A 24,572-nucleotide genomic window follows, 5' to 3' on the forward strand; every position below is an offset into this window, starting at 1 on the left:
ATCACCCGGCTGTAGAAAGATCATGTTGACGGGGTGAACACTTTCCGATGAACGACGCAAGCACCATGCAGCCGCTGTCCGCCGATGCCCACGAGGCTACGGGCCACAGCAGTGGCTACGGCAGACACCGGGGGCCGGTCTCGGCCCACAACGACGAGACGGCCCCGCACGGCCGTCATCGCAAGCCGTCCGACCAGGCCGAGAACATGGCCTGACGGTACGTCGAGCAACGTGCGGCCCCGCCCGGTTGGCTGGTTACGGGCGGGGCTGCTTTTTGCTGTCAGGCGCTGTGCCGGCCGCTGCGTCAGGCGCGCTTGAGTCCGAGTACCTCCGCCGCCGCGAACGTCTCCCCGGCGGGCCGCTCCGCGTAGTGCGGAGTGAGGAGCGCGTCCAGTTCGTCGTAGGTGAAGGTGTCCTGCTTGCTGTCGAACTTCGCGGCCACCCGCGGGCGTTCGACGACTGCGACCATCCCGCCATGGACGACGAGCAGCTGTCCGTTGACGTGTCCGGCGGCCGGGGACGCCAGGTAGCCGACGAGCGGGGCGACATGCTCGGGGGCGAGGGGGTCGAGGCTTCCGTGACCTTCCTCCGACCGCTCGACGCCCTGGAAGACGTCCTCGGTCATACGGGTCCGGGCGCGGGGGCAGATGGCGTTCGCCGTGACGCCGTACTTGGCGAGGGCGAGGGCCGTGGAGGTGGTCAGGCCGACGATTCCGCCTTTCGCGGCGGCGTAGTTGGGCTGTCCGGCCGAGCCGGCGAGAAACGCCTCCGAGGAGGTGTTCACGATCCGCCCGTACACCGGTGCGCCGGTCGCCTTGGCGCGCTCCCGCCAGTGCGCGGCGGCGAAGTGGGTCGTGTTGAAGTGCCCCTTGAGGTGAACCCGTATGACGGCGTCCCACTCCCCCTCCGTCATGGAGAAGACCATGCGGTCGCGCAGGATGCCCGCGTTGTTGACGAGGACGTCCAGCTTTCCGAACTCGGCGATCGCCAACTCGACCAGTTCACGCGCCTGTTCGTGATCGGCGACGTCTCCGGTGTGGGCGATCGCCGTGCCGCCCGCCGCGCGGATCTCGGCGGCGACCTCCTCAGCGGGGGTGGCGGACGCCTCGCCGGAGCCGTCCCGGCCGGGCTGCCCGTAGTCGTTGACGACGACGGCCGCGCCGAGCCGGGCCAGTTCCAGCGCCTCGACCCGGCCCAGACCGCGCCCCGCACCCGTGACGATCGCGGCGAGTCCCTCAAGTGGCAGTGACGGTGGCAATGACGGTGACAGTGGTGACATCGGCGTCCCTCAGATCTCGATGCACGTACGCAGCGCGGTTCCGGTGCGCATCTGGTCGAGGGCCTCGTTGATGCCGGAGAGCGGTACGCGGTGGGTGATGAGGCCCGCGAGGTCGACGCGTCCGGCACGCCAGAGGGCGATCGTGCGCTCGTAGGACCGCAGAACGTCGCCGCCGCCGTACATGGACGGCAGGATGCGCTTCTCGTCGAAGAACAGCTCGAACATGTTGAGTTGGAGGTTGTCGTCCATGGCGCCCGCACCGACGACGACCATGGTGCCGCCGCGCCGGGTGGTGTCGTAGGCGGTGCGGGCGGTGGCGGAGCGGCCGACGACCTCGAATACGTAGTCGAACCCCTCGCCGCCGGTGACCTGTTGCTTGGCGTCGGCCAGCTCGTCCGGTGAAACGGCCCTCGTGGCACCGAACTTGAGGGCCGCCTCCCGGCGTGAGAGCACGGGGTCGACGGCGACGATCTCGGCGGCGCCCTGGAGCCGCGCGCCCTGTATCGCGGAGATGCCGACGCCTCCGCAGCCGATGACGGCGACCGACGAACCGGCCTGCACATCAGCGGTGTTGAGGGCGGCGCCGAGTCCGGTGGTCACACCGCAGCCGATGAGGGCGGCGATGTCGAAGGGCACGTCGTCGGGGATGGGCACCGCGCAGCCGGCGTCGACGACGACCTCCTCGGCGAAGGTGCCGGTGCCGGCCATGCCGAAGATGTCGCCGCCGGGGCGCCGGAAGTTGGGGGTGCCCGCGTTCATGAACCCGGCGAGACACAGTTCGGTCTGGCCGCGCTTGCACGCAGGACATACGCCGCAGGCGGGCAGCCAGCAGACGACGACCCGGTCACCGGGCTTCACATGGCTTACGCCGTCCCCGACTTCGAGGATCTCGCCCGCGCCTTCGTGGCCGGGGACGAAGGGCGCCGGCTGCGGCAGTACGCCGTTCATCGCGGAGAGGTCCGAGTGGCACAGCCCGGTGGCCCGGACCCGGATCCTCACCTTGCCGGGACCGAAGCCCACGGCCTCGACGTCGTCCAGGATGTCGAGCTTGTCCTGCCCGATCTCATGCAGTACGGCTGCGCGCATTGGTGCGGCTCCCTTCGGGGACCTACAGGGATGTACAGGGATGTGCAGGGAGTACAGGGACGTACGAGTGCGTGTACGTGTGCGCGGTCATGGTCACGAGTGTTCGACGACCGTGTCGGCCAGTACCGGCGCCTCGTCCCGATCGACGGCGGTGACCGACACCTGGACGCGGTCCGGTTCGTGCGTCCACATCCGGATACGGAGGGTCTCCCCGGGGAACACGACCCCGGCGAAGCGGGTGCGGTACGCGCGGACCCGGCCGACGTCCCCGCCGAGCACCGTGTCGACGACCGCCTTCAGCGTCATGCCGTAGGTGCACAGGCCGTGCAGGATGGGCCGCTCGAACCCGGCGCGGGCGGCGAAGTCGGGGTCGGCGTGCAGCGGGTTCCAGTCGCCGGAGAGCCGGTAGAGCAGCGCCTGGTCGTCGCGGACGGTCCGCTCGACGACCTTCGCGGGCTCGGTGTCGGGCGCCGGGAGCCGGTTCGAGGGTCCCCTGTCACCGCCCCATCCGCCCTCTCCGCGTACGAAGATCTGCGCGTCGCTCGTCCACAACGGCCCTTCAGCGTCGGCGACTTCGGTGCGCATGACGAGGATCGCCGCGTTGCCCTTGTCGTACACGGCGGCGATGCTCCCGGTGGCGCGCGCCTTGCCCTCGACCGGGATCGGACGGTGCAGCTCGATGCTCTGGCCGCCGTGCAGGACGTGGGCGAGGTCGACGTCGACACCGGGCATGGAGAGACCGCTGATCACGTCCGGGGAGTCGTTGCCGGCGACGGTGGCGAAGCTGGGCAGGACGTGCAGCCGGGATTCGAGGGTGTAGCGCAGCTCGCCGGGGTCGGTCGCCGGGACGCCTGCGCCGATGCCGAGGTGGTAGAGCTGGACGTCCTTGCGACCCCAGGCGATCTCTGCGGACCGGGGTTCGGCGGCGACGGCCTTGGCGGCGTCAATGGGCATGGGGCTCCTGGTCGACTGGCGGGACGGACATCCCACACGACAGACATCTCGCAGGGACATCTCACAGGACGGAAATCTGGCGGGACTGAGACCTCGGTACGACCGTCCGCACCGTCGGCCGCACCGAGGTCGATACGGGCCGTTCTAGAACGGGTTCCAGCCCGGCGCCCCCTGTTGTATAGCCGAGCGGTCCTGAGTTGTGAATACTCCTGACGATGCGTCAGCTCAGCGATCCCGGACCGGCCGGCACACCGGGCCGGGACATTTGTCCTGCCGGAGTCCGTACATCGGCATCTGCCCGGCGTGCCCCTCGCTTCGTACGCTGTCGTCCATGTTCTGGATGCGAGAGGCCGCCTGCCAGGTGGGCGAGTGGCGGGCCGAACGGGTGCGCTGGCGGGCGGACATGGCGCGGTACAAGGCTGCCCGGCGGGCCGCGCGGAAGTCGGGCGGCCGGATGCCGGAGCCGGAGAACCCGGGCCCGCCACCCACCGGATTCGCCCTGCTGCCCTGGCTGCTGATGGGCATGGGCTCCTTCTCCAACCTGCTCCAGGGCCGGACCCCGCTGCCCTGGATCGGCGCCCTGGGCCTGCTCACCTTCAACTCCCTCTACATCTACGTCACGTTCCGCGCCTTCTCGAAGGAGACGCGGGACGCCAGATCGACGCGGGTGGCGCTCGTCGTGATGGGCGCGGTGACCTGCGCGCTGGCGATCGTCTACGGCGGCAGCTGGCTCTACTTCTTCCCGCTGCTCGGGCTGGCCACGGGCGCGGTGATGCGGGGCCCGTGGCTGGGCAGCACCGGACTCGCGCTCACCGCCCTCGCGGCGACGGTCTCCTCGGTCCGGGAGGGCTGGGACGCGCTGAACGTGGCATACGGGACCTTCCTGTCGACGATGGTGACGGCGGCGATCCTGTCCCTGACCGAGGCGGTACGTGAACTGCGGGCGGCGCGTGAGGAGTTGGCGCGCCGCGCGGTCGAGGAGGAACGGCTCCGCTTCTCCCGCGACCTGCACGATCTGCTGGGCCACACCCTGTCCGTGATCGTGGTGAAGTCGGAGGCGGCCCGGCGGCTGGCGCCCCGGGACATGGACGCCGCCCTGCTCCAGATCACGGACATCGAGTCGGTGGGCCGCCAGGCCCTGACGGAGATCCGCGAGGCGGTGACCGGCTACCGGCAGGGCAGCCTGGCCACGGAGCTGGACCGGGCGGACTCGGTCCTGACGGCGGCGGCCGTCACTCCGGTGATCCACCGCTCGGGCGCGCCCCTGCCGTCGCCGACGGAGGCACTGTTGGGCTGGGTGGTACGGGAGGCGGTCACGAACGTCCTGCGGCACAGCCGTGCCACCCGCTGCGAGATCACGGTGGAGGGCGCGGGCGTGGAGGGCCTGGGAGTGGAGGGCACGGGCGGGCGGGTGCGGCTGACTGTCGCGGACAACGGGACGGGCGTGACGCTGCCCGCTGAGGCCGCCCGGACGGGTATCGGCGGTACGGGGCTCAAGGGTCTGACGGAACGCCTGGCGGCGGCGGGAGGCTCGCTGTCGGCGGGTCCGATGCCTCGGGGCGGGTTCCTGGTGACGGCCGAACTGCCCGACCTGCCACACCTGTCCGACCTGCCACACCTGGCGGCCGAAACGCCTTCCCCTGCATCTTCTTCGTCGCCGTCACGGTCACCGTCACCTTCTTCATCGTCCTCTTCCTCTCTTTCGGCCTCTCCTTCCCAGGTCAACCCCCACATCCGCCCTACCCTTACTCCGTGAACGAGATGCCCCGGGACTACCGTCCCTCGAAGTCCATCAGGGTCCTCCTCGCCGAGGACCAGCAGATGATGCGAGGTGCTCTCGCCCTGTTGCTCGGGATGGAGCCGGACATCACCGTCGTCGCCCAGGTCGCGGCCGGTGACGCGATCGTCGACGCTGCGCTGCTGCACCGCCCGGACGTGGCGCTCCTCGACATCGAGCTGCCGGGTATCAGCGGACTGGACGCCGCCGCCCGACTCCGCGACGAGGCCCCGGACTGCCGGGTGCTGATCCTGACCACCTTCGGCCGCCCCGGCTATCTGCGCCGGGCCATGGAGGCGGGGGCCGCCGGTTTCCTCGTCAAGGACGGGCCCGTGGAGGAGTTGGCGGCGGCGATCCGCCGTGTGCTGACGGGGGAGACGGTCATCGACCCGGCCCTTGCCGCGGCTGCGCTGAGCGCAGGGCCCAATCCGCTCACGGCTCGCGAGTGCGAGGTTCTGAAGGCCTCGGTGGACGGGGCGACGGTCGCCGATGTCGCCGGCAGGCTTCATCTCTCCGAGTCGACGGTCCGGAACTATCTGTCGGCGGCCATCGGTAAGACCGGGACCCGTAACCGGATGGAGGCGGTGCGGGAGGCTCGGCAGCAGGGGTGGCTCTAGGCTTTAGCTGCTTCGGCGTGGGCCCGGCGCTTGCAGCGGCCCGCGGTGCGGTTCTCGGCCCCGCCACCGAGCTCCTCCCCCGCTACCCGGTCACCTTCACCGACTTGAACGCCCTCTCCTCCCCTCCCAAGCACACGAACCAGGCCGCCTGAGACCCCGCGACCGGCCTGATCACCGGCTCCTCGCTGTTCAGCTCGTAGTTCGCCGGGACCTTGCGGGCGACCGATGTGGTGCCGTCGTCCCAGGTGCAGGTGACCGTCCGGGCCGTGGGGGCCACCTCGCCGATCACCAGGCGATGCACGGCTCCGACCTTGAGGGTGTCGTTCCGTTCCAGTGGCATCGCGGCCGACTGCAGATCCGTACCGGACATGGTGTTGGTCTTGTCGATCTCGCCAAACATCACCTGCGTCCCGCTGCCGCCGACGACACGGTGGACGACGAAAAAGCCCTTGCCCACCAGGTCCTTGGGGATCTTCGCGTCAGGCGGACTCACTCCTTCCTCGGCCATGGAATCGAACTGCCGCACCGCCTCCGCCTCGTTCCTCGGTGCTCCCCAGATGTCGATGGTGACTCGCCACTCCACCCCCCGGTCCGTGCCCGTCGCGATCGTGGTCCGCTGAGGCTCGTACACGTGCCGCTCCTCCGCCGTCTGTGGCTGGATCGCCGCCTGGTTCACTCCGTCGCCGTTGCCGTCGCCGATGCCCGCCAGGGCCAGGGTTCCCGTCGACGCGGCGATCACCAGGGCCGCCGCCGACGCCACCGCCCAGCGGCGGGCCCTGCGGCGACGGCCGCCGCGGACCACCGCCTGGTAGGGGGCTATGCCGATCTCGACCTCGTCCGCCGCGCCGGCCAGCAGAAAGGTGATGTCCGTGTGTGCGGTGTCGCCGTGTGCCATGTCCTGGTTCTTCTCCCGGTCCGCGCTCATCACTTCCGCCCTCCGTGTGTCACCGTCTCGGCCAGGCCCGGTATGGCGCGGAGTTTCGCGATCCCCTTGGCCGCGCTGCTCTTCACCGCGCCCACCGAGCAGCCCATCGCCTGTGCGGCCTGCGTCTCGGTCAGGTCCTCCCAGTACCGCAGCACCACCGCCTCCCGCTGCCGGGGCGGCAGCTGGGCCAGCGCCTTGAGTAGCGCCCCTCGGTCGTCGGCCCTGGCGATGTGGTCGCCGGTGTCGGGCAGCTCGTGCGCCAGGCCCTCGTCGTCCTTGGGCGCCAGGAACTCCTTGAGCCGCCTGCGGTGCTTGCGTGCGTGCGCGTTGATCATCACGCGCCGCACATACGCCTCCGGGTCGTCGGCCGAACCGACTCTCCGCCAGGCCACATAGACCTGTTCCAGCGTCGACTGGACCAGGTCCTCCGCCGCGTGCTGCTCCCCCGTGAGCAGAAACGCCGTACGCATCAGCCTTGGCCAGCGGCCGATGACGAAGCTCTGGAACTCCTCGTCCCGAGCCACTTTCCGATCCCGTTCCCCCATGAGCACCTCCTAGATGTTCAAAGGAGTCCATGAGCCGCCCAAATCGTTGCCCCGATCCCAGAACATTTTCTGTGAGCCCGCACAGAACGGCAGACAGAACGGCAGACGGGACAGCAGAGAGGACGCCGAACGGGGCCGGACACGTGACGGCAAATCAGATTCCCACGAGCAGGTCAAGGATTAGTTAGTACGCCAAAACATCGGAATAGTTGCCCAGGCACACGGGTTCATCTCACACGTACCCCCGCCCGGACCTGCCTGGAGGCCCCACCCCATGACGCACACGACGACCGACCGGCCCGCCGGTGGAACCGGCAGAACGGGCGGAGCCATCGTCCCGGTGCTCGCCTTCGCGGGCATCGTTGTCGCGGTCATGCAGACCCTGCTCGTCCCCGTCATCAAGGACCTGCCCCAACTGCTGAGCACCTCGCCCAGCAACTCCACCTGGGTGCTGACCTCGACGCTCCTCTCCGGAGCCGTGGCCACGCCGATCATGGGGCGGCTCGGTGACCTGTACGGCAAGCGGCGCCTGCTGATCGCCAGCCTCTCTGTGATGGTGGTCGGCGCCCTCGTCAGCGCGCTCACCAGCGACCTGCTGACCATGATCGCGGGCCGTGCGCTCCAGGGCTTCGCCATGGGTGCCATCCCCCTCGGCATCGGTCTGATGCGCGACCTGCTGCCCCGCGAGAAGCTCCCCTCGGCGATGGCCCTGATGAGCTCCTCCATCGGCGTCGGCGGCGGCCTCGCGCTCCCTCTCGCCGCGCTGATCGCCCAGCACTCCGACTGGCACGCCCTCTTCTACGGCGCGGCCGGCCTCGGCGCCCTCGCCATCGTCCTCACCCTGCTCGTCGTACCCGAGTCCGAAATGCGCGCCGAGGGCACCTTCGACGTCCTCGGGGCCATCGGACTGTCCGTCGGCCTCGTCCTCTTCCTGCTGCCGATCACCAAGGGCAGCGACTGGGGCTGGACCTCCGGCACCACGCTCGGCCTGTTCGGCGCGTCCGCCCTCGTACTCCTCCTGTGGGGCGTGCTGGAGCTGCGGCTGAAGGCCCCGCTGGTGGACCTGCGGACCACCGCCCGGCCCGCCGTCCTCTTCACCAACCTCGCCTCGATCATGGTCGGCGTCTCCTTCTTCGTCGTCTCGCTCGTCCTGCCCCAGCTCCTCCAGCTGCCCACCTCGACCGGCTACGGCCTCGGCCAGTCGATGGTCATGGCAGGCCTGATCGTGGCGCCCCTCGGCCTGACGATGATGTTCACGGCGCCCGTCTATGCCCGCCTCTCCGCCAGGTACGGGCCCAAGGTCACCCTCATCCTCGGCCTGCTGATCATCGCGATCGGCTACGGCGCCGGCCTCGGCCTGATGAGCGCCGCCTGGCAGTCCCTGATCATCGCGGTGGTGCTGGGCGCCGGTATCGGCCTCGCCTACTCCTCTCTCCCCGCCCTGATCGTCGGCGCGGTCCCGGCCTCCGAGACCGGCGCGGCCAACGGCCTGAACACCCTCATGCGCTCCATCGGTACGTCCGTGTCCAGCGCCGTCATCGGCATGGTGCTCGCCAACACCGCGGACCATGTGGGCGGCGTCGTGATCCCCACGATGCACGGCTTCCGCGTCTCCTTCCTGATCGCCACGGGTGCGGTGCTGGTCGGCCTGCTGCTGGCCCTGTTCCTGCCGGGGCGGCGCCCGGCGAGCAAGCCGCAGCTGCGGGCGAGCAGCGAGGAGGCCGCCGTGCTCGGCTCCGGGTTCCGCGGGCGGGTGCTGGGTGCCGACGGCAGCCCGGTCGCCCGTGCCAAGGTCACTCTGATCGATCAGCGCGGGCGCCAGGCGGGCGCGACGCTCTCCGAGGCCGACGGGAGTTACGCGCTCGCCGTTCCCTCGCAGGGTGCGTACGTCCTGGCCGCGCGGGCCTCCGGCCATGGGCCGCTCGCCTCGTCTGCGACCCATGCGGGAGCGGACGGGACGGTCGATCTCGACCTGTCCCTGCCTGGGGAGACCGTCAGCGCGTAGGCGCTGCGCGCCGGGCTCGGGGGTTGTGTTTTGGGTGCGGGCCCGCTGTGGCTGGTCGCGCAGTTCCTCGCGCCCCTAGGTAGGCATGCGTGCCCCTGGTCATCCAGTGAACCGGGGGTGCGGCAGCATGGACGTTCCCGCACGCTCGTACGACCGAGAGGAACCCCATGACCACGGCGGCGCCCAAGCCCGAGATTCTGGCCGCTTTCGAGGCGGCCAAGGGGTTCATGCCCGTCGGTGAAGGGCTCGCGCTGTACGGGGCCGCCGTCGAGGCGGGGGCGCTCGGGCTGCCGTTGCTTGAGGTCGGGACGTACTGCGGGCGTTCCACGATCCTGCTCGCCGACGCGGCCCGCGCTGCCGGGGTCACGGCGGTCACCGTCGATCATCACCGGGGCAGCGAGGAGCAGCAGCCGGGGTGGGACTACCACGACCCGGAGACCGTCGACCCGGAACTCGGTGTCATGGACACCCTTCCGCTCTTCCGGCGCACCCTGCACACCGCGGGCCTGGAGGACCACGTGATCGCGGTCGTCGGGCGTTCGCCGCAGGTGGCGCGGATCTGGAACTCGCCGCTCGGCCTCGTCTTCATCGACGGCGGGCACACCGACGAGCACGCCACCGCCGACTACGAGGGCTGGGCCCCGCACGTCGCCGAGGGCGGCCTCCTCCTCATCCACGACGTGTACCCCGAACCCGAGGACGAGTTCACCGGCCAGGCGCCCTACCGCGTCTACCTCCGCGCCCTCGCCTCCGGCGCCTTCACCGAGGTCTCCGCGACCGACTCGCTGCGCGTCCTGCGGCGAACGGAAGCCGGCGTCCGAGGCCCCGGTTAGAGTCGTTGTCGTGTCCTACGCAGGCCCCGGCTTCGAGCCGCCCCCGCCCCGTTCCCCTCTGCGCCGTCCACTGGCCGTCGCCCTCACCGTGCTGGTGCTGGGCGCGACAGGCGGGTGGTTCGTCTGGGGGGCCGTGGCCGACGACGGCAAGGGCCGGGCCGAGTCCGGCGGCGTCCTTCCGGCCCTGTCGCCGATCGAACCGCCCGACTTCTCCGCACCCAGCCGGCCCGCGACTCCCCTTGAGGGCAAGGTCGTCGTCATCGATCCCGGACACAATCCCGGCAACTTCAAGCACACCGCCGAGATCGCCCGCAAGGTGAACATCGGCACGAACTCGAAGGAGTGCGACACCACCGGTACCGCCACCAACAGCGGTTACACGGAGGCCGAGTTCACCCTCGATGTGGCGCGGCGGCTGCGGACGGTCCTCGAACGGGAGGGCGCCACCGTGAAGTTCACGCAGGACGGCGACCGGTCCGACTACGCCTTCGGGCCGTGCGTCGACGAGCGCGCCCGGATCGGGAACGCAGCGCACGCCGACGCCGTCGTCTCCATCCACGCCGACGGGAGTACGCAGGGCAACCGCGGGTTCCATGTGATCCTGCCGGGGGCGGTGCACGAAGGGGCCGCGGACACCCGGCCGATCGTCGCCTCCTCCCGGCTGCTCGGCGTGGACATCAAGGCCGGGTTCATCAGCGAGACGGGCTCCGCGCCCTCCAACTACATCGGTGGCGGTACCGGTCTGGACACCCGCACGGACCTCGGCGGTCTCAATCTGTCAACGGTTCCGAAGGTGTTCATCGAGTGCGGCAACATGCGCGACAGCAAGGACGCCGCCCTTCTGACCAGCGGAACTTGGCGCCAGGAGGCCGCACAGGGGATCTCTGAGGGAATCGTGAGTTTTCTGCGCGGGTCGTGATCAACGTGTGCATCCCGGCGGACAGTCCACTCGGGCGGACGATAATGTCGTGCCCATACGCACGATCGATCGACGGCCGGCCGAACACGGGCGGCCGACCGACCGAACGACGACGCGACATGACCTACGAAGGACCTGAGGACCTGAAGTGAATATCCGCTCCCTCACTCGAGGCGACGGCGTGGTGATCGGAGCAGCGGTATTGCTGTTCATCGCGTCGTTCCTCGACATCTACTCCGTCGACGGCGCCACGGGCGTCGACATGCCGAGCGCCTGGGCCAGCGGACCGCTCCTGCTGGGCGTTGTCCTCGCGGGCCTCATCGGTGCCGCGCTCGTCGTGGTGTCGCACGGTCTGCCGCAGGTGCCCAAGGTCGCGGGCATCGAGCTCGGCCAGTTCGGTGTCGCCTTCACCGTCTTCGCCGCCTGGAGTGCGCTGGGCAACGTCTTCGACCCGGCGGGCGGCATCGACAACGTCGGCAGCAACGCCGGTTCGGGCCCGGACGCCGGCACCGGCCTGATCCTCTCCCTGATCGCCACGGTGGTCATGGCCGCCGCCGCCGTCGCCACCCCGCTGGTCCCGGCCCTGAAGGGCGCCCTGGTCGGCGCCCCCAAGCCGCCCGCCCCGCAGCCGTACGGCGGCGGTCAGCCCTTCCCCGGCGGCCAGCCCCAGGGCAGCTACGGCTATCCGGGCGCCGACGCCCAGCAGCCGCCGTACGGCGGTCAGCCGCAGACCGGTCAGCCCTTCGGCGGCGGTGCGAGTGGCGGCGTGAGCCAGCCGCAGCAGGTGCAGCCGCCGGCCCCGGAGTTCTCCCCGTTCTGGTTCGCCGTGCCGGTGCCGCGTGCGCTGTTCGCGGAGGACGGCTCCGCGACGGCGATCGCCGAACTGGCCCCCGGTACCTGGTACCTGGCCGTCGAGCAGCGCGGCCAGGGCCTCATCGCCCAGACTCAGGACGGCCGCCGGGGCGTCCTCCAGGACACCTCCGGCATCCAGCGCGGATAACACCGCCCGCGGGATACGCGAGCTGCGGCCCCTTGCCCTTCCGGGCGAGGGGCCGTTGTCGTACAGTCACGGCCGGCGCTCCCGGATCTGACGTACCGTCAGGAGGCAGGCATGCGGCTCGGTCTCGCGCTCGGCTACTGGGGTCGCGGCCCCTCCCCGCTCCATGTACCGCTCGCCCAGGAGGCCGAACGGCTCGGCTACGACTCGGTGTGGACCGCCGAGTCCTGGGGCTCGGACGCGTTCACCCCGCTGACGTGGATCGCGGCGCAGACGTCAAGGATCAAGCTGGGTACGGCGGTTGCCCAGATGGCGGCCCGCTCGCCGACGACCACCGCGATGCACGCCCTCACCCTCGACCATCTCTCCGGCGGACGCGTCATGCTCGGCCTCGGCCTGTCCGGCCCACAGGTCGTCGAGGGCTGGTACGGGCGCCCCTTCCCGAAGTCGCCGCTCACCGCGACCCGGGAGTACGTGGACGTCGTACGCCAAGTCCTCAGGCGCGAGGCTCCCGTTGAGCTGGAGGGTCGCTTCCACTCCCTGCCGTACGGCGGCCCGGACGGCACGGGCATCGGCAAGCCGCTGAAGTCGATCACCCATCCCCTGCGCGCCGAACTCCCCATCCTGCTCGGTGCGGAGGGGCCGAAGAACATCGCCCAGACGGCCCGGATCGCCGACGGCTGGCTGCCCCTGTACTGGTCCCCGCTGCGGGCCGGGGTGTACGAGGAGCCGCTGAGCGGTGCTCCGGAAGGGTTTCTGGTTGCGCCGATGGCGCAGGCCCGCGTCTGCGCCGACGTCTCCGAAGGGCTGCTGCCCGTCAAGACGATGCTCGGCTTCTACATCGGCGGGATGGGGCACGCGGCCCGCAACTTCCACGCGGACCTGATGGCGCGCATGGGGTACGAAGAGGAGGCCCGGCGGATCCAGGAGCTGTTCCTCGCCGGTCGGCGTGAGGAGGCCGTGCTCGCCGTGCCGGACGCCTTCGCCGACGAGATCTCCCTCGTCGGACCGCGTGAACGCATCGCGGAGCGGCTGGAGTTGTGGCGCAAGGGGCCGGTGACCGACCTGCTCGTCCTCTCCCCCGACCCGCACACCCTGCGCGTGCTCGCCGAGCTCAACTCCTGACGGCAAACTGACGACAGGCCGGCTGCCGGAAGTTGGTTTCATCCGGGGTTTCCGGGCAATCCGAAGGACATGTCCCCTGCATATCGCCGTGGTAGCAATCAGGCCGGGTCGGTCGTCGCGATCATCGCCGACATCATGGCCTTCATTCTCGGCCTCTGGATCCTGATGTACTTGCTGGACGCCAACAGTGCGAACGACTTCGTGCAGTTCGTCCATGACGCAGCCACCTGGCTGGCGGGCTGGTCGCATGACCTGTTCACGTTCGACGAGCAGTGGGCGCGGGTCGTCGCCGGGTACGGACTGGCCGCCATCGTCTATCTGTTCGTGGGCCACGCGATCGCCAACCGCATCAACCGTCACTGAGCACCGGCCAACAGCTGGACCCCGACTGCCGGCATCCGTTACTGGCAGCAGTCGGGGTCCAGCCCTGTCGGCAGCAGTTCCCCGCCGAACACCGCGCAGGTGGCCTCGTGGCCGCCGAGTGCGGCGACCGCGAGGAGCAGTGAACCCGCCGTCCAGGTGGTGAGTTCGCGCGGCCAGATCGCCTTGGCGTCGAACACGTACCCCGTCCAGTAGAGGCCGCTCTCCGTGTCGCGCAGATGCCTGATGGACTGGAGGATCTCCAGGGCCCGGTCGGACTCGCCCACCACCCAGAGCGCCAGGGCCAGTTCGGCCGACTCACCGCCCGTCACCCACGGGTTGGGCACGACACAGCGCACCCCGAGTCCGGGGACGACGAAGCGCTCCCAGCCCTCCTCGATACGGGACTTGGCCTCCGCACCCGTCAACGCGCCGCCCAGGACCGGGTAGTACCAGTCCATCGAGTAGCGGCCCTTGTCGAGGAAGCGCTCCGGGTGCCGACGGATCGCGTGCCGCAGCGCGCCCACCGCCAACTCCCAGTCGGGCTGCGGCTCTTCACGTGCATCGGCGATGGCGAGCGCGCAGCGCAGCGCGTGGTGGACGGACGAACTGCCGGTCAGCAGCGCGTCCTTGATCTCCGTGCCGTCGTCCTCGCGCTTCCACCCGATCTCGCCGCCGGGTTGCTGCAGCCGGAGGACGAACTCGACGGCCGCGAAGACCGTCGGCCACATCCGGTCCAGGAAGGCGTCGTCGCCGGTGGAGAGGTAGTGGTGCCAGACGCCGACGGCTATGTAGGCGACGAAGTTGGTCTCCCGGCCCCGGTCGGTGACGGCGGCGGCGTCCCCGTCGGCGTACGCGGCGTACCAGGATCCGTCCTGGACCTGGTGGGCGGCCAGCCACAGGTACGCCCGCTCGGCGGCCTCGTGCTCGCCTGCCGCGTCCAGGGCCATCGCGGACTCGGTGTGGTCCCACGGGTCGAGATGGTGCCCCCGGAACCACGGAATGGCCCCGTCCTCCCGCTGCTCCAGGAGAATCCCGTGGACGGTGACAGCGGCCTGCTCGGCGGTGAGGACCCCGGGCAGGACGAGGTGTTCTGTCCGGGGGGTGGTCACTTGGCGGCCACCTTGGAGTCGGGCTCGGCCTCGGACGTGGCGTCCGGCTCGGCGTCGGGCTTCGAAAGGCTCGGGAGGTGCGGCTTGGTCGCGTAGGCCACGAAGCTCTTTCCGATCAGCGGGTTCAGCGCCTGCTCGGCGACCCGGGTGACCAGCGGCTTCTTCATGATGTCCCAGACCAGCAGCTTGTGGTAGGCGCGCACCGGCAGCACCTTGTCGTTGTCCACGCCGAACGCGCACTTCAGCCACCAGTACGGGGAGTGCAGGGCGTGGGCGTGGTGCGTGCCGTAGGGCTTCAGTCCGGCTTCCCTGATCTTCGCGAGCAGCTCGTCCGCCTTGTAGATGCGGATGTGGCCGCCCTCGACCTCGTGATAGGCGTCGGAGAGGGACCAGCAGACCTTCTCGGGCCCGTAGCGCGGCACGGTGACCGCGATCCGGCCGCCGGGCTTCAGCACCCGCACCATCTCCGCGAGTACGCCCTTGTCGTCCGGGATGTGCTCCATGACCTCGGAGATGATCACGACGTCGAAGGACTCGTCGGGGAACGGCAGCGCCAGGGCGTTGCCCTCCATGGCCGTCGCGGTCGCCCCCGCGGGCGCCTCGCCCGCCTCCTTCATCGCCGCGAACCACTTGGCGACCTCGCGGATCTCCTCACCGTTCTGGTCGAGCGCCACGACCTGGGCGCCGCGCCGGTAGCACTCGAACGCGTGCCGGCCGGCCCCGCAGCCGAGGTCCAGGACGCGGTCGCCCGGGGCGAGCGGGAACCGGGTGAAGTCGACGGTCAGCACGAAGTCCTGCTTTCGCGGTCGGGGGTCACGTTGGGGGCGGGCATCGACTTGGGCGCGGGCGCGGAGCGGGCGATCGCCTCGCGGTAGTGGGCCGCCGTGCCCGCCGCGGCCCGGGCCCAGGTGAAGCGGTTCAGTACGCGCTCGCGGCCCGCCCGGCCCAGGCGCGCCCTCAGTTCCGGGTCGGCGAGGAGGGTCGCCAGGGCGGCGGCCAGGGCTCCCGGGTCGCCCGGTGGGACCGCCAGACAGGTCTCGCCGTCGGGGCCGGCCACCTCGGGGATCGCTCCGCCGGTGGTGGCGACCAGGGGCGTGCCGGTGGCCATCGCCTCCGCCGCCGGGAGGGAGAAGCCCTCGTACAGGGACGGCACGCAGGCGATCTCCGCCGAACGCACCAGGTCGACGAGTTCCGCGTCCGAGATGCCCTTCACGAACTCGACGGCGCCTTCGAGGCCGTACCGCTCGATCGCCTGGGCGACGGGTCCGTCCTCGGCGCGCTTGCCGACGACCACGAGGTGGGCGGCGGGATGTTCCGTACGTACCTTCGCCAGCGCCTCGACGAGGAACACCAGCCCCTTGAGGGGAACGTCCGCGCTGGACGTGGTCACGATGCGGCCCGGTACCTGACGGACCGCCGGGTCGGGCGAGAAGAGGTCGGTGTCCGCGCCGATGTGCACGACATGGATGCGCTCGTCCCGTACGCCGAGATGGTCGACGATCTCCTGGCGTGACGTGCCCGAGACGGTGAGTACCGACGGCAGGCGGCGCGCCACGCGCTTCTGCATGCGCGTGAAGCCGTACCAGCGCCGTACCGACATCCGGCGGCGCGCGCTCTCGGCCGCGTCCAGCTCCAACTGCCGGTCCACGGTGATGGGGTGGTGGATCGTGGTGACGAGCGGGGCACCGATGTCGCCCAACAGGCCGTACCCGAGCGTCTGGTTGTCGTGCACGACGTCGAACTCGCCGCTCCGGGCGCGCAGTTGGCGGCGAGCCCGGAGGGAGAAGGTGAGCGGTTCGGGGAAGCCGCCGGTCCACATGGTGGCGACTTCGAGCGCGTCGATCCAGTCGCGGTACTCGTCACGCGCCGGAGTGCGGAAGGGGTCCGGGTGACGGTACAGGTCGAGGCTGGGCAGCTCGGTGAGAACGGGGTCGGGGCCGGTGCCGGTGCCGGGGCTGAAACCGGCTTCGGACCCGTCGCGGCCGTCGAGTACGTCCAGTACGGGGTACGGCTGGGAGCCGATGACCTCGACGCGGTGACCGAGCCGGGCGAGTTCGCGCGACAGATGGCGTACGTAGACGCCCTGGCCGCCGCAGAACGGGTTCCCCTTATAGGTCAGAAGTGCGATGTTGAGCGGTCGCTCGCCGTCCGCTGCAGGTTCCCCCGGAGGGCCTGCCTCGCTGGCCTCGGCCGTCACTCCTGGCCCCCTTCTCCCCACGGTTTCCCGCGAGACTACGACGGGACGCTAATCTAGAACAAGTTTCAGACTTGATCGTTCAGGAGGCTCCGAATCTACCGGCAGGTACCTCGGCTGTGAGCGGTGGATCAGGTGATTCGCGCCACGGCGGCCGCACAACACTGACGTGCCATGCTGACTGTTTGCTGACATACGACTGCCAGATCGCTGACTGATCGCCGCCCGATCGTCACGCGATCACCGACTGTCACGGAACGGGACCCATGCCTGCCGACGCGAAGGTGGAAGCACATACGGCGCGACCGAGTTCGCCGTCCGGTTCGACGTCCCGTCCGGCCTCCGGTCCGGCGTCCGGTTCGCTGCCGGCCGCGTTGCCGCCGTCCGCTCCGCTCACGGAGCGGCAGCAGGCCCGGCGGCGCCGGATCCTGCACGCGAGCGCGCAGTTGGCGAGCCGGGGCGGTTTCGACGCGGTACAGATGCGGGAGGTCGCCGAGTCCTCGCAGGTCGCGCTCGGGACGCTCTACCGGTACTTCCCGTCCAAGGTCCATCTGCTGGTCGCCACCATGCAGGACCAGCTGGAACACATGCACGGCACGCTGCGCAAGAAGCCGCCGACGGGTGAGACGGCCGCGGAGCGGGTGGCGGAGACCCTGATGCGCGCCTTCCGCGCGCTCCAGCGTGAGCCGCATCTGGCGGACGCGATGGTGCGGGCGCTGACGTTCGCGGACCGCAGCGTTTCAGCGGAGGTCGACCAGGTCTCCCGCCAGACGACGGCGATCATCCTGGACTCGATGGGCCTGGGCGACCCGGGCCAGGGGCACCCGACGCCCGAGCAGCTCTCGGCGGTCCGCGTCATCGAGCACACCTGGCACTCGGCGCTGATCACCTGGCTGTCGGGCCGGGCGTCGATCGCCCAGGTGAAGATCGACATCGAGACGGTGTGCCGGTTGATCGACCTGACGGATCCCTCCGGGGAGGCCGGGGAGAGCCGGTAGGTTTCTCGCCCCCGCCGCCCCTACCCGTCCCATCCCTCCCCCAGAGGGGGACCCCCACTGGGGGCTGCGCCCCCAGACCCCCGCTTCGGCCCTGAACGGGCCTTGTCCTCAATCGCCGGACGGGCTGAAAACGCGGGCGGGGGGATGGACGGGTGGGAATCACGGCCCGGGCTGCACCCACCCCGCCCCCACTAGTCCTCCGGCGGAAACACCGGCTCCCCACCCCCCAGGAGCGTGATCATGATCGCCTCCACCGGGCAGTTCTCCGCCGCCGCCAACACCTTCTCGTTCGCGTCCGTGTCCGGTTCGACCGGGTGGGACTGCATCCCGGTGTCGAGGCGGAAACCGTCCGGTGCCCGGTGGACGCACTGGGCCGAGCCGATGCACAGCGAGCGGTCGACCTCCACGTGCCAGCGGTCGCCCATCGCGCCTATCCCTCCCAGCCGGCCGGGAGGTGGATCATCTTGTGCTCCAGGTACTCGCTGAACCCCTCGGGCCCGAACTCCCGCCCCAGACCCGAGTTCTTGTAGCCGCCGAACGGGCCGAGCATGTCGAGGCTGAAGGTGTTCACCGAGTACGTGCCGGTACGGACCTGGCGGGCGATCTCGATGCCGTGCGCGACGTCGGCCGTCCACACGCTGCCGGAGAGCCCGTAGTCGGAGTCGTTCGCGATCTTCACCGCCTCGGTCTCGTCTCCGTACGGGATCAGACAGATGACCGGGCCGAAGATCTCCTCGCGGGCGATGCGCATCGAGTTGTCGACGTCGCCGAAGAGGGTCGGTTCGACGTACCAGCCGCGGTCGAGGCCGGCGGGGCGTCCGCCGCCGGTGAGGATCTTGGCGCCCTCCTCCTGGCCGATGCGGATGTAGTCGAGGTTGCGCTGCTGCTGCCGCTGCGTGACCAGCGGGCCGACCTGCGTCGCCGGGTCCAGCGGGTCGCCGACCACCAGCGCGCTCGCGGCCTGGGTGAAGGCGTCCGCGAACTCGTCGTAGCGGGAGCGTGGGAGGAGGATGCGGGTCTGGGCCACGCACGCCTGGCCGTTGTTCATCCAGGCGGCGGAGACGATGCCGGGCACGGCGGTGTCGAGGTCGGCGTCGGGGAGGACGACGGCCGCCGACTTCCCGCCCAACTCCAGTGTCACGCGGGTGAGTTGACGGGAGGCGACCTCCATCACACGCCTGCCCGCGGCGACCGAACCGGTGAAGGAGATCTTGTCGATGCCGGGGTGCCCGACGAGGTACTCGCTGACCTCTCGGTCTGCCGGGAGAATGGAGAGAACGCCGGGCGGCAGTCCGGCCTCCTTCGCGATCTCCCCGAGGATGTACGAGTCGAGGGGTGACTCGGGCGACGGCTTCAGGACCACCGTGCAGCCGGTGAGCAGCGCGGGCGCGAGCTTGGCCGCCGCGACGAACTGCGGGACGTTCCAGGGGGCCACGGCAGCGACGACTCCGACCGGCTCGCGCCGGACGAGGATACGGCCGAGGACGCCGTCGCGTGACTCCTCGTACGTGAAGTCGCGGGCGACCGTGATCGCCGCGTCCCACACCATCATCGCGCCGAGGGCCTGGGCGAGGACGCTCCAGGAGTACGGGGAGCCGTTCTCCGAGGAGATGACGCGGCCGATCTCCTCGTACCGTGCCGCGATCCCGTCCTTGATGCGGGTGACGACGGCGATCCGCTCGTCGAGGGTCAGCCGCGGCCAGGGCCCCTCGTCGAAGGCGGTGCGCGCGGCGGCGACAGCCCGGTCGACGTCGGCCGTCGAGGCGTGCGGCACGCGGCCGATGACCTCTTCGGTGTGCGGGGAGATGACCTCGATGACATCCTTGCCGAGGGGGTCGGTCAACTCCCCGCCGATGAACAGCTGTCCGTGTTCCACGAGCTCGGTCATGGCCGACTGCCTCTCGCCGACTGCCTCTCCGGGTACCGTCTCTGACGGATCGTCAGATAGATACGGAGACAGTTACCAGTTCCCTCCGGAGGAGTCCACAGCTCTGGCACCACTACGCGGTAAGTGACTCGGGCTCCCATTGGAACTGGTTCTAGTTATAGTTGCTGGCAGCCCAGCCACAGGGGAGCCCATGACACAGGTGTCGACGCAGGTGACCGATCACGGCGGGGGCGTACGGTCCCTCCGGGTCCCCATTCCGAACAATCCCCTCGGATACACGCTGGTGTACGTCGTCGACACCGACAGCGGGCCGGTGCTCATCGACACGGGCTGGGACGACCCGCTGTCCTGGGACGCGCTCACCGAGGGCCTGTCGGCGTGCGGCACGTCGGCGGGCGAGATCCACGGCATGGTGATCACCCACCACCACCCGGACCACCACGGCCTGTCGGGCCAGGTCCGTGAGGTGTCCGGGGCGTGGATCGCGATGCACGAGGCCGACATCTCCCTCGTGAGGCGGACTCGCGACAACCGTTCCGAGCGCTGGTACACGTACATGACCGCGAAGTTGGCGGCGGCCGGCGCGCCCGCCGACCACGTGGCGACCCTGACCAGGACCCTCGTCGACATCCTGCCCGGCTTCTCCCCGGCGCTCCCCGACCGCGAGATCGTCCCCGGCGAACTCCTCGACCTCCCCGGCCGCCGCCTGCGCGCGATCTGGACGCCGGGCCACACCCCGGGCCACGTCTGCCTCCACCTGGAGGAGGCCCACCCGGCCCAACTCCCCGGCAACGGCCGCCTGTTCTCCGGCGACCACCTGCTCCCCGGGATCACCCCGCACATCGGCCTGTACGAGGACCCGGACGACACGACGGTCGCCGACCCGCTCGGCGACTACCTCGACTCCCTGGAGCGCATCGGCCGCCTCGCCCCGGCGGAGGTCCTCCCGGCGCACCGCCACGCCTTCCCCGACGCGACCGTCCGCGTGCAGGAACTCCTCGACCACCACGAAGACCGCCTCACCGGCCTCCGCTCCCTCCTCACCACCCCCCTCACCGCCTGGCAACTGGCGGAGCGTATGGAGTGGAACCGCCCCTGGTCCGAAATCCCCCCGGGATCACGGAACATCGCGGTCTCGGAGGCGGAGGCCCACGTACGCCGCCTGGTCAAACTGGGCCAGGCTGAAGCGATGACGGGAAGCGATCCGGTGACGTACGTGGCGGTTTGAATCCTCCCCTCCCTGAAGGGGAAGGGGATTCCTGGCTCAGGCCGCCTCCTGGAGCAGCGCTCCAGGAGGTCTTCTGCCATCGGCGCCAGCCGGGTTGAGACCAGCCCGGACGAGCATGACGTGTGCGGAGTTCTTGTCCCGTGGGGACACGTTTCCGCATACGGTGCAGGTGTAGGTGCGCTCACCCAGCGGCAGGCGATGCTTGGCTCTCGCATCGCAGTGCGCGCAGTCCATCGTGGTGTGCGCGGGGTGGACGAGGCGGATGTCCCGCCCGTGCTTGCGGCCCATCTCGATCAGCGCGGCCTTGGTGGCGCCGATGGCGGCGTCAGCGGCCTTGCGGGCCATCGTGGTCTTGGCGAGGAACTTGGGGCGGAAGTCCTCGACAGCGATGGCGTCGTGATCGCGGACCACCTTCTTGGCCCACTTGCGGCCCGTGTCCGCACGCTGCCTGGCGACCTTCTTGTGCGCCTTCGCCCGCCATTTCTTCGCCTCGCGGTAGCCCCTCGACCCGGGCTGCCCCTTCTTGGGCTTGCGGCGGGCCATCATCCGGTCGTACCGGGCCACCTTCGTCCGGGCCTTCCTCCCGTGCCCGGCGTGCGGCAGGTCGTGCCCGTCGGAGGTGGTGGTCGCGGTCTCCTTCACGCCCCAGTCGACGCCGAGTACGCGACCGGTGCGAGGCAGGGGCTGAACCTGGGCGGGGACGACGAACGAGCCGTACCAGTGCCCGAGGCTGTCCTGGTACACGCGCACCGAGGACGGCTCGGCCGGCAGTTCCCGCGACCACACCACCGCCACGACGATGCCGCCCGCCAGATGCAGACGTCCGTCCTTCAACCGGAACCCACGCTTGGTGTAGTTGAGGGTCGCCGGCGCCCCGTGCTTCTTCTTGTACGTGGGCATACCCGCCCGGCGTGCCATGGGCAGGCGCTCTTTGATGTCCTTGTGCGCCTTGGCGCGGGAGCGGCCGAAGTCACGGATGACCTGCTGCTGGACAACCGACGAGCCCTCACGCAGCCACGGTGTACGGGCGCGGGCTTCGGTCAGCATCCTGTCGAGCTGAGCCGGACCGCACGTGGCCTTCTGACCGGTGGCCTTGTTGTGCAGGTGCACGGCCTTGGACTTGGCGGCACATTCGTTCCACACCCACCGGCATCGGCCCCACTCCGCCGCCAGAGCGGCGCCGGCAGCGCACGACACGCGCAGCCGGTAGGTGTAGCGGGCATGCCCGGCCTCCACAGCCGCCCCCACCTGCGCCATCTCGCCCCCTCACGCTCCCCGGCCGGGACACCGTGCCGTCCCGAACCCCCCGAAGGACCATACGTACGACAGCCGCACAAACAGACCCCGATCCCCCAGCCTCACCCCGACCAGCGATCACAGGCACACACGTCCGCATCGCCTCGGGGTGCCTGCAGGCAGAGGTGGGCACTCCGCGCCCGGAACCGGATGCGGCGACGCTCCGCGTCGCGGCACCGGGATGCGCTTCCTCCCCGGCGTGAACGCCAGGGCCTCCCCGCAAGAAAGCAGGTGAACCTGTCTCCGTCCGCAGGGACCTCTCGACCGTTCGCCACCGGGCCGCCTTCGAGAGCCAGGTCACTTTCGACGCGCCCTGCGCGTGAAGCGGCCCACAGGACGCAGATCACCTACGAGGCGGATTAGTAGACCGAAGTCCGTGTCATGCCCACACAGAAACAGCCTCCGACCTGCGCATTGAGAGTCACGTCACAAAGTGTGCCGACCACCCACATACGAACACAACTAGCAAAAGGGGTGATTGCGGACGGCCGCCGGGTTTGTTTCTCTGGAGCAGTCGCACGGCGCCGACGAACCCTCACGGGTCGCGGCGCCGCCGCATGTCACCGCCACACACGCAACAGACGCAGTACGTGGCACCGGCTTGCCCGCGACGGTCCTGACCCCGAGGAAAAGGTTCTCCGTGTTCGTCTCCCGTATCGCCCGCACCATCGCCTCCCCCAAGAAGGCCCTCACCGCCGCCGCCGTGGCCGCCGCCACCGCCGGTATGGTGCTGGCCGCGGCTCCCGCACAGGCGGCGACCACCGCCTCCGCGTCCGACGCCAAGGCGATCGCGCAGAAGCTGATCCCGAACGACGCGCAGTACAACGCCTTCAGCAAGATCGTCGAGCACGAGAGTGGCTGGGACGTCGACGCCACCAACGCCTCCTCCGGCGCATACGGCCTGGTCCAGGCCCTCCCCGGCTCGAAGATGGCCTCCGCCGGCTCCGACTGGAAGACCAGCGCGGCCACCCAGATCAAGTGGGGCCTGGACTACATGAACGACCGCTACGGCAGCCCGGTCGGTGCCTGGAACTTCTGGCAGACCCACCACTGGTACTGAGCCGGCCCGGCAGGACGCGGGTAGTACGAAGGCGCCGGCCCCCGATCACTTCGGGGGCCGGCGCCTTCGTACTACCCGCCTGTCCGGGTCCCGCCCTGTCCCGCCCTGTCCCTCCGTATCCCCCCGTGGTGGACTGACCCGATGAGCACAGAGGCAACCGAGCCGGACCGTCCGTCGCCGCCGTCGCCGTCGTACGATCCCGAATCGCGCGGTCTGCGGCTGGTGGCCGTGCTGCTGGTGCTGACGGTGGTCAGCGGGTTGATCGACGCCGTCAGCTATCTCGGGCTCGGCCATGTGTTCACCGCGAACATGACCGGAAACGTCGTCGTGCTGGGCTTCGCCGCCGCCGGGGCGCCCGGGTTCTCCGTATCGCACACCCTGGTGTCGCTGTGTTCGTTCCTGGTGGGCGCGGTGGCCGGCGGGCGCGTCGCGGGGCGGCTGGGCGGCGGCTCGCGCCGGCGGTGGGCCCGGGTCACCCTCGCCGTCGAGGCGGTGTTCCTTGGCGTGTCCTCGGCGGTCGCCTTCGCGGCGCCGGACGCGAAGGCGACCGTCTACACGCTGATCGCGGTCACGGCCTTCGCGATGGGCCTGCGCAACGCCACCGTACGCAGACTGGGCGTCCCCGACCTGACGACCACCGTCCTGACGATGACCCTCACCGGTCTCGCCGCCGACTCCCGCGCGGCCGGCGGCACGGGCAGGCACTCTCCGCGCCGTTCGGCGTCGGTGGCGGCGATGGCGGTGGGCGCGCTGCTCGGCGCGTGGCTGGTGGTCCATCACGGCCTGGGAATTCCACTCCTCGTCGCGGCTGCCGTGGTGGCCGTGTTGGCGGTGAGTACGTCGGGGCGGGAGTGATCGGGGCCCGCGGCGTGCCGTTCGAGGTGGCGAAAGTGGCTACCGATTCATAACTCTTCGCGATCATGCTGTGCACGGCCAGGCCGTCCGACGGGCCTCCGAAGGGGCTCGCACCGGCCCTCCATACCCCTCGTGACCTGCACGATCCATGTCGGCGAGTGATCTTTCCCCCGTCCCCGCGCGCGTATACGCGGACCGGGCGCAGGTGTGGCCCGCGAGAGTCGGGGGTACCCACCGGGCCCATGACGGGCCCGCGCGGAGCATACTGGAGTCAATGACAAAGACAGCGGTAACGCGGGCCCATCTGGCCACCAGCCCCTTCAAAGCCCCTGTGGCACCTCCTACCAAGCTGTTCGCGGTAGGCGACCGAGTCACTCACGATGTCTTCGGCCTCGGCCGGGTGACCACTGTTGAGGACGGCATCGCAGTACTCGTCGACTTCGGCGGGCGTCAGGAACGGATCATCAGTCCCTACGCCAAGCTGACTGTTCTCTGAGTTCCGCACTGCCGTCTCGAGGA

At 70.1% G+C, this 24,572-nt stretch carries 25 protein-coding genes; 14 read left to right on the forward strand and 11 right to left on the reverse strand.

The window, feature by feature from the left end; translation table 11 throughout:
- Positions 1 to 47: 47 nt before the first annotated feature.
- The gene (locus G3I71_RS50310; RefSeq protein WP_203730085.1) at positions 48 to 215 is read left to right on the forward strand and encodes a hypothetical protein; all 168 of its coding nucleotides are present in this window, start codon (positions 48 to 50) and stop codon (positions 213 to 215) included.
- Positions 216 to 304: 89 nt separating this feature from the next.
- On the opposite strand, the gene G3I71_RS13095 is transcribed toward G3I71_RS50310, so the two are convergent.
- From G3I71_RS13095 to G3I71_RS13105, 3 genes are all read right to left on the reverse strand, one after another.
- Positions 305 to 1,279 carry a 3-oxoacyl-ACP reductase gene (locus G3I71_RS13095; protein WP_164314197.1) on the reverse strand — a complete coding sequence of 325 codons (975 nt, stop codon included), beginning with the start codon at positions 1,277 to 1,279 and terminating at the stop codon, positions 305 to 307.
- Positions 1,280 to 1,288: 9 nt separating this feature from the next.
- Positions 1,289 to 2,365 (reverse strand): Zn-dependent alcohol dehydrogenase, encoded by a 1,077-nt coding sequence (locus tag G3I71_RS13100; RefSeq protein WP_164314199.1) that lies wholly within the window; start codon positions 2,363 to 2,365, stop codon positions 1,289 to 1,291.
- Between the two features lie 93 nt (positions 2,366 to 2,458).
- Positions 2,459 to 3,319 carry a MaoC/PaaZ C-terminal domain-containing protein gene (locus G3I71_RS13105; protein WP_164314200.1) on the reverse strand — a complete coding sequence of 287 codons (861 nt, stop codon included), beginning with the start codon at positions 3,317 to 3,319 and terminating at the stop codon, positions 2,459 to 2,461.
- Positions 3,320 to 3,650: 331 nt separating this feature from the next.
- Here G3I71_RS13105 and G3I71_RS13110 point away from each other — a divergent pair, with 331 nt between their 5' ends.
- The gene (locus tag G3I71_RS13110; RefSeq protein ID WP_164314202.1) at positions 3,651 to 5,075 is read left to right on the forward strand and encodes a sensor histidine kinase; all 1,425 of its coding nucleotides are present in this window, start codon (positions 3,651 to 3,653) and stop codon (positions 5,073 to 5,075) included.
- 5 nt (positions 5,076 to 5,080) lie between these two features.
- Positions 5,081 to 5,713, forward strand: coding sequence for a response regulator transcription factor (locus tag G3I71_RS13115; protein ID WP_164314403.1), 633 nt, complete (start codon positions 5,081 to 5,083; stop codon positions 5,711 to 5,713).
- A gap of 82 nt (positions 5,714 to 5,795) precedes the next feature.
- On the opposite strand, the gene G3I71_RS13120 is transcribed toward G3I71_RS13115, so the two are convergent.
- Together G3I71_RS13120 and G3I71_RS13125 are read right to left on the reverse strand one after the other, a co-directional pair.
- The gene (locus tag G3I71_RS13120; protein WP_203730087.1) at positions 5,796 to 6,638 is read right to left on the reverse strand and encodes a hypothetical protein; all 843 of its coding nucleotides are present in this window, start codon (positions 6,636 to 6,638) and stop codon (positions 5,796 to 5,798) included.
- A complete protein-coding gene (locus G3I71_RS13125; protein ID WP_164314205.1) occupies positions 6,638 to 7,183 on the reverse strand; it encodes a SigE family RNA polymerase sigma factor in 546 nt (181 codons plus the stop codon). The genes G3I71_RS13120 and G3I71_RS13125 overlap by 1 nt, the downstream gene beginning before the upstream one ends.
- 274 nt (positions 7,184 to 7,457) lie before the next feature.
- Between G3I71_RS13125 and G3I71_RS13130 the strand changes: the two genes are divergently transcribed.
- The 6 genes from G3I71_RS13130 (at position 7,458) to G3I71_RS13155 (ending at position 13,425) form a co-directional block, all read left to right on the forward strand.
- Positions 7,458 to 9,188, forward strand: a complete 1,731-nt coding sequence (locus G3I71_RS13130) for an MFS transporter (protein ID WP_164314207.1) — start codon at positions 7,458 to 7,460, stop codon at positions 9,186 to 9,188.
- 167 nt (positions 9,189 to 9,355) lie between these two features.
- Positions 9,356 to 10,021: a class I SAM-dependent methyltransferase gene (locus G3I71_RS13135; protein ID WP_164314209.1), complete on the forward strand. Its 666-nt coding sequence runs from the start codon at positions 9,356 to 9,358 to the stop codon at positions 10,019 to 10,021.
- Positions 10,022 to 10,031: 10 nt separating this feature from the next.
- A complete protein-coding gene (locus G3I71_RS13140) occupies positions 10,032 to 10,940 on the forward strand; it encodes an N-acetylmuramoyl-L-alanine amidase (RefSeq protein ID WP_164314210.1) in 909 nt (302 codons plus the stop codon).
- Positions 10,941 to 11,088: 148 nt separating this feature from the next.
- Positions 11,089 to 11,940: a DUF5336 domain-containing protein gene (locus G3I71_RS13145; protein WP_164314212.1), complete on the forward strand. Its 852-nt coding sequence runs from the start codon at positions 11,089 to 11,091 to the stop codon at positions 11,938 to 11,940.
- Positions 11,941 to 12,051: 111 nt separating this feature from the next.
- Positions 12,052 to 13,062 (forward strand): LLM class F420-dependent oxidoreductase, encoded by a 1,011-nt coding sequence (locus tag G3I71_RS13150; protein WP_164314214.1) that lies wholly within the window; start codon positions 12,052 to 12,054, stop codon positions 13,060 to 13,062.
- 69 nt (positions 13,063 to 13,131) lie between these two features.
- Positions 13,132 to 13,425, forward strand: coding sequence for a hypothetical protein (locus tag G3I71_RS13155; protein WP_164314216.1), 294 nt, complete (start codon positions 13,132 to 13,134; stop codon positions 13,423 to 13,425).
- A 38-nt stretch (positions 13,426 to 13,463) separates the two neighbouring features.
- Here G3I71_RS13155 and G3I71_RS13160 read toward each other — a convergent pair whose 3' ends face one another.
- Genes G3I71_RS13160 through G3I71_RS13170 form a run of 3 tightly spaced genes read right to left on the reverse strand, consistent with a single transcriptional unit; the run spans position 13,464 to position 16,731 of the window.
- Positions 13,464 to 14,534 (reverse strand): prenyltransferase, encoded by a 1,071-nt coding sequence (locus G3I71_RS13160; protein WP_164314218.1) that lies wholly within the window; start codon positions 14,532 to 14,534, stop codon positions 13,464 to 13,466.
- A complete protein-coding gene (locus tag G3I71_RS13165) occupies positions 14,531 to 15,322 on the reverse strand; it encodes a class I SAM-dependent methyltransferase (RefSeq protein WP_164314220.1) in 792 nt (263 codons plus the stop codon). Before G3I71_RS13165 ends, G3I71_RS13160 begins: the two co-directional genes overlap by 4 nt.
- Positions 15,316 to 16,731, reverse strand: coding sequence for a glycosyltransferase family 4 protein (locus tag G3I71_RS13170; protein WP_164314222.1), 1,416 nt, complete (start codon positions 16,729 to 16,731; stop codon positions 15,316 to 15,318). Before G3I71_RS13170 ends, G3I71_RS13165 begins: the two co-directional genes overlap by 7 nt.
- Before the next feature lie 263 nt (positions 16,732 to 16,994).
- Here G3I71_RS13170 and G3I71_RS13175 point away from each other — a divergent pair, with 263 nt between their 5' ends.
- Positions 16,995 to 17,726, forward strand: coding sequence for a TetR family transcriptional regulator (locus G3I71_RS13175; protein ID WP_203730089.1), 732 nt, complete (start codon positions 16,995 to 16,997; stop codon positions 17,724 to 17,726).
- 191 nt (positions 17,727 to 17,917) lie between these two features.
- On the opposite strand, the gene G3I71_RS13180 is transcribed toward G3I71_RS13175, so the two are convergent.
- Entirely contained in the window at positions 17,918 to 18,151 is a 234-nt protein-coding gene (locus G3I71_RS13180; protein WP_164314224.1) for a ferredoxin, read from the reverse strand.
- Between the two features lie 5 nt (positions 18,152 to 18,156).
- Positions 18,157 to 19,614 (reverse strand): aldehyde dehydrogenase, encoded by a 1,458-nt coding sequence (locus tag G3I71_RS13185; protein WP_164314226.1) that lies wholly within the window; start codon positions 19,612 to 19,614, stop codon positions 18,157 to 18,159.
- 190 nt (positions 19,615 to 19,804) lie between these two features.
- Between G3I71_RS13185 and G3I71_RS13190 the strand changes: the two genes are divergently transcribed.
- Positions 19,805 to 20,842, forward strand: a complete 1,038-nt coding sequence (locus G3I71_RS13190; RefSeq protein ID WP_164314228.1) for an MBL fold metallo-hydrolase — start codon at positions 19,805 to 19,807, stop codon at positions 20,840 to 20,842.
- 36 nt (positions 20,843 to 20,878) lie between these two features.
- On the opposite strand, the gene G3I71_RS13195 is transcribed toward G3I71_RS13190, so the two are convergent.
- The gene (locus G3I71_RS13195) at positions 20,879 to 22,099 is read right to left on the reverse strand and encodes an RNA-guided endonuclease TnpB family protein (protein WP_164314230.1); all 1,221 of its coding nucleotides are present in this window, start codon (positions 22,097 to 22,099) and stop codon (positions 20,879 to 20,881) included.
- A gap of 679 nt (positions 22,100 to 22,778) precedes the next feature.
- Between G3I71_RS13195 and G3I71_RS13200 the strand changes: the two genes are divergently transcribed.
- From G3I71_RS13200 to G3I71_RS13210, 3 genes are all read left to right on the forward strand, one after another.
- Entirely contained in the window at positions 22,779 to 23,198 is a 420-nt protein-coding gene (locus tag G3I71_RS13200; RefSeq protein WP_164314232.1) for a transglycosylase SLT domain-containing protein, read from the forward strand.
- A 141-nt stretch (positions 23,199 to 23,339) separates the two neighbouring features.
- Positions 23,340 to 24,053: a YoaK family protein gene (locus tag G3I71_RS13205; RefSeq protein ID WP_164314234.1), complete on the forward strand. Its 714-nt coding sequence runs from the start codon at positions 23,340 to 23,342 to the stop codon at positions 24,051 to 24,053.
- A 274-nt stretch (positions 24,054 to 24,327) separates the two neighbouring features.
- Complete coding sequence (locus G3I71_RS13210) at positions 24,328 to 24,549, forward strand: hypothetical protein (protein ID WP_044473203.1); 222 nt, start codon at positions 24,328 to 24,330, stop codon at positions 24,547 to 24,549.
- Positions 24,550 to 24,572: the final 23 nt, after the last annotated feature.

Source organism: Streptomyces sp. SID12501, assembly GCF_010550245.1.
Classification (GTDB): Bacteria; Actinomycetota; Actinomycetes; order Streptomycetales; family Streptomycetaceae; genus Streptomyces.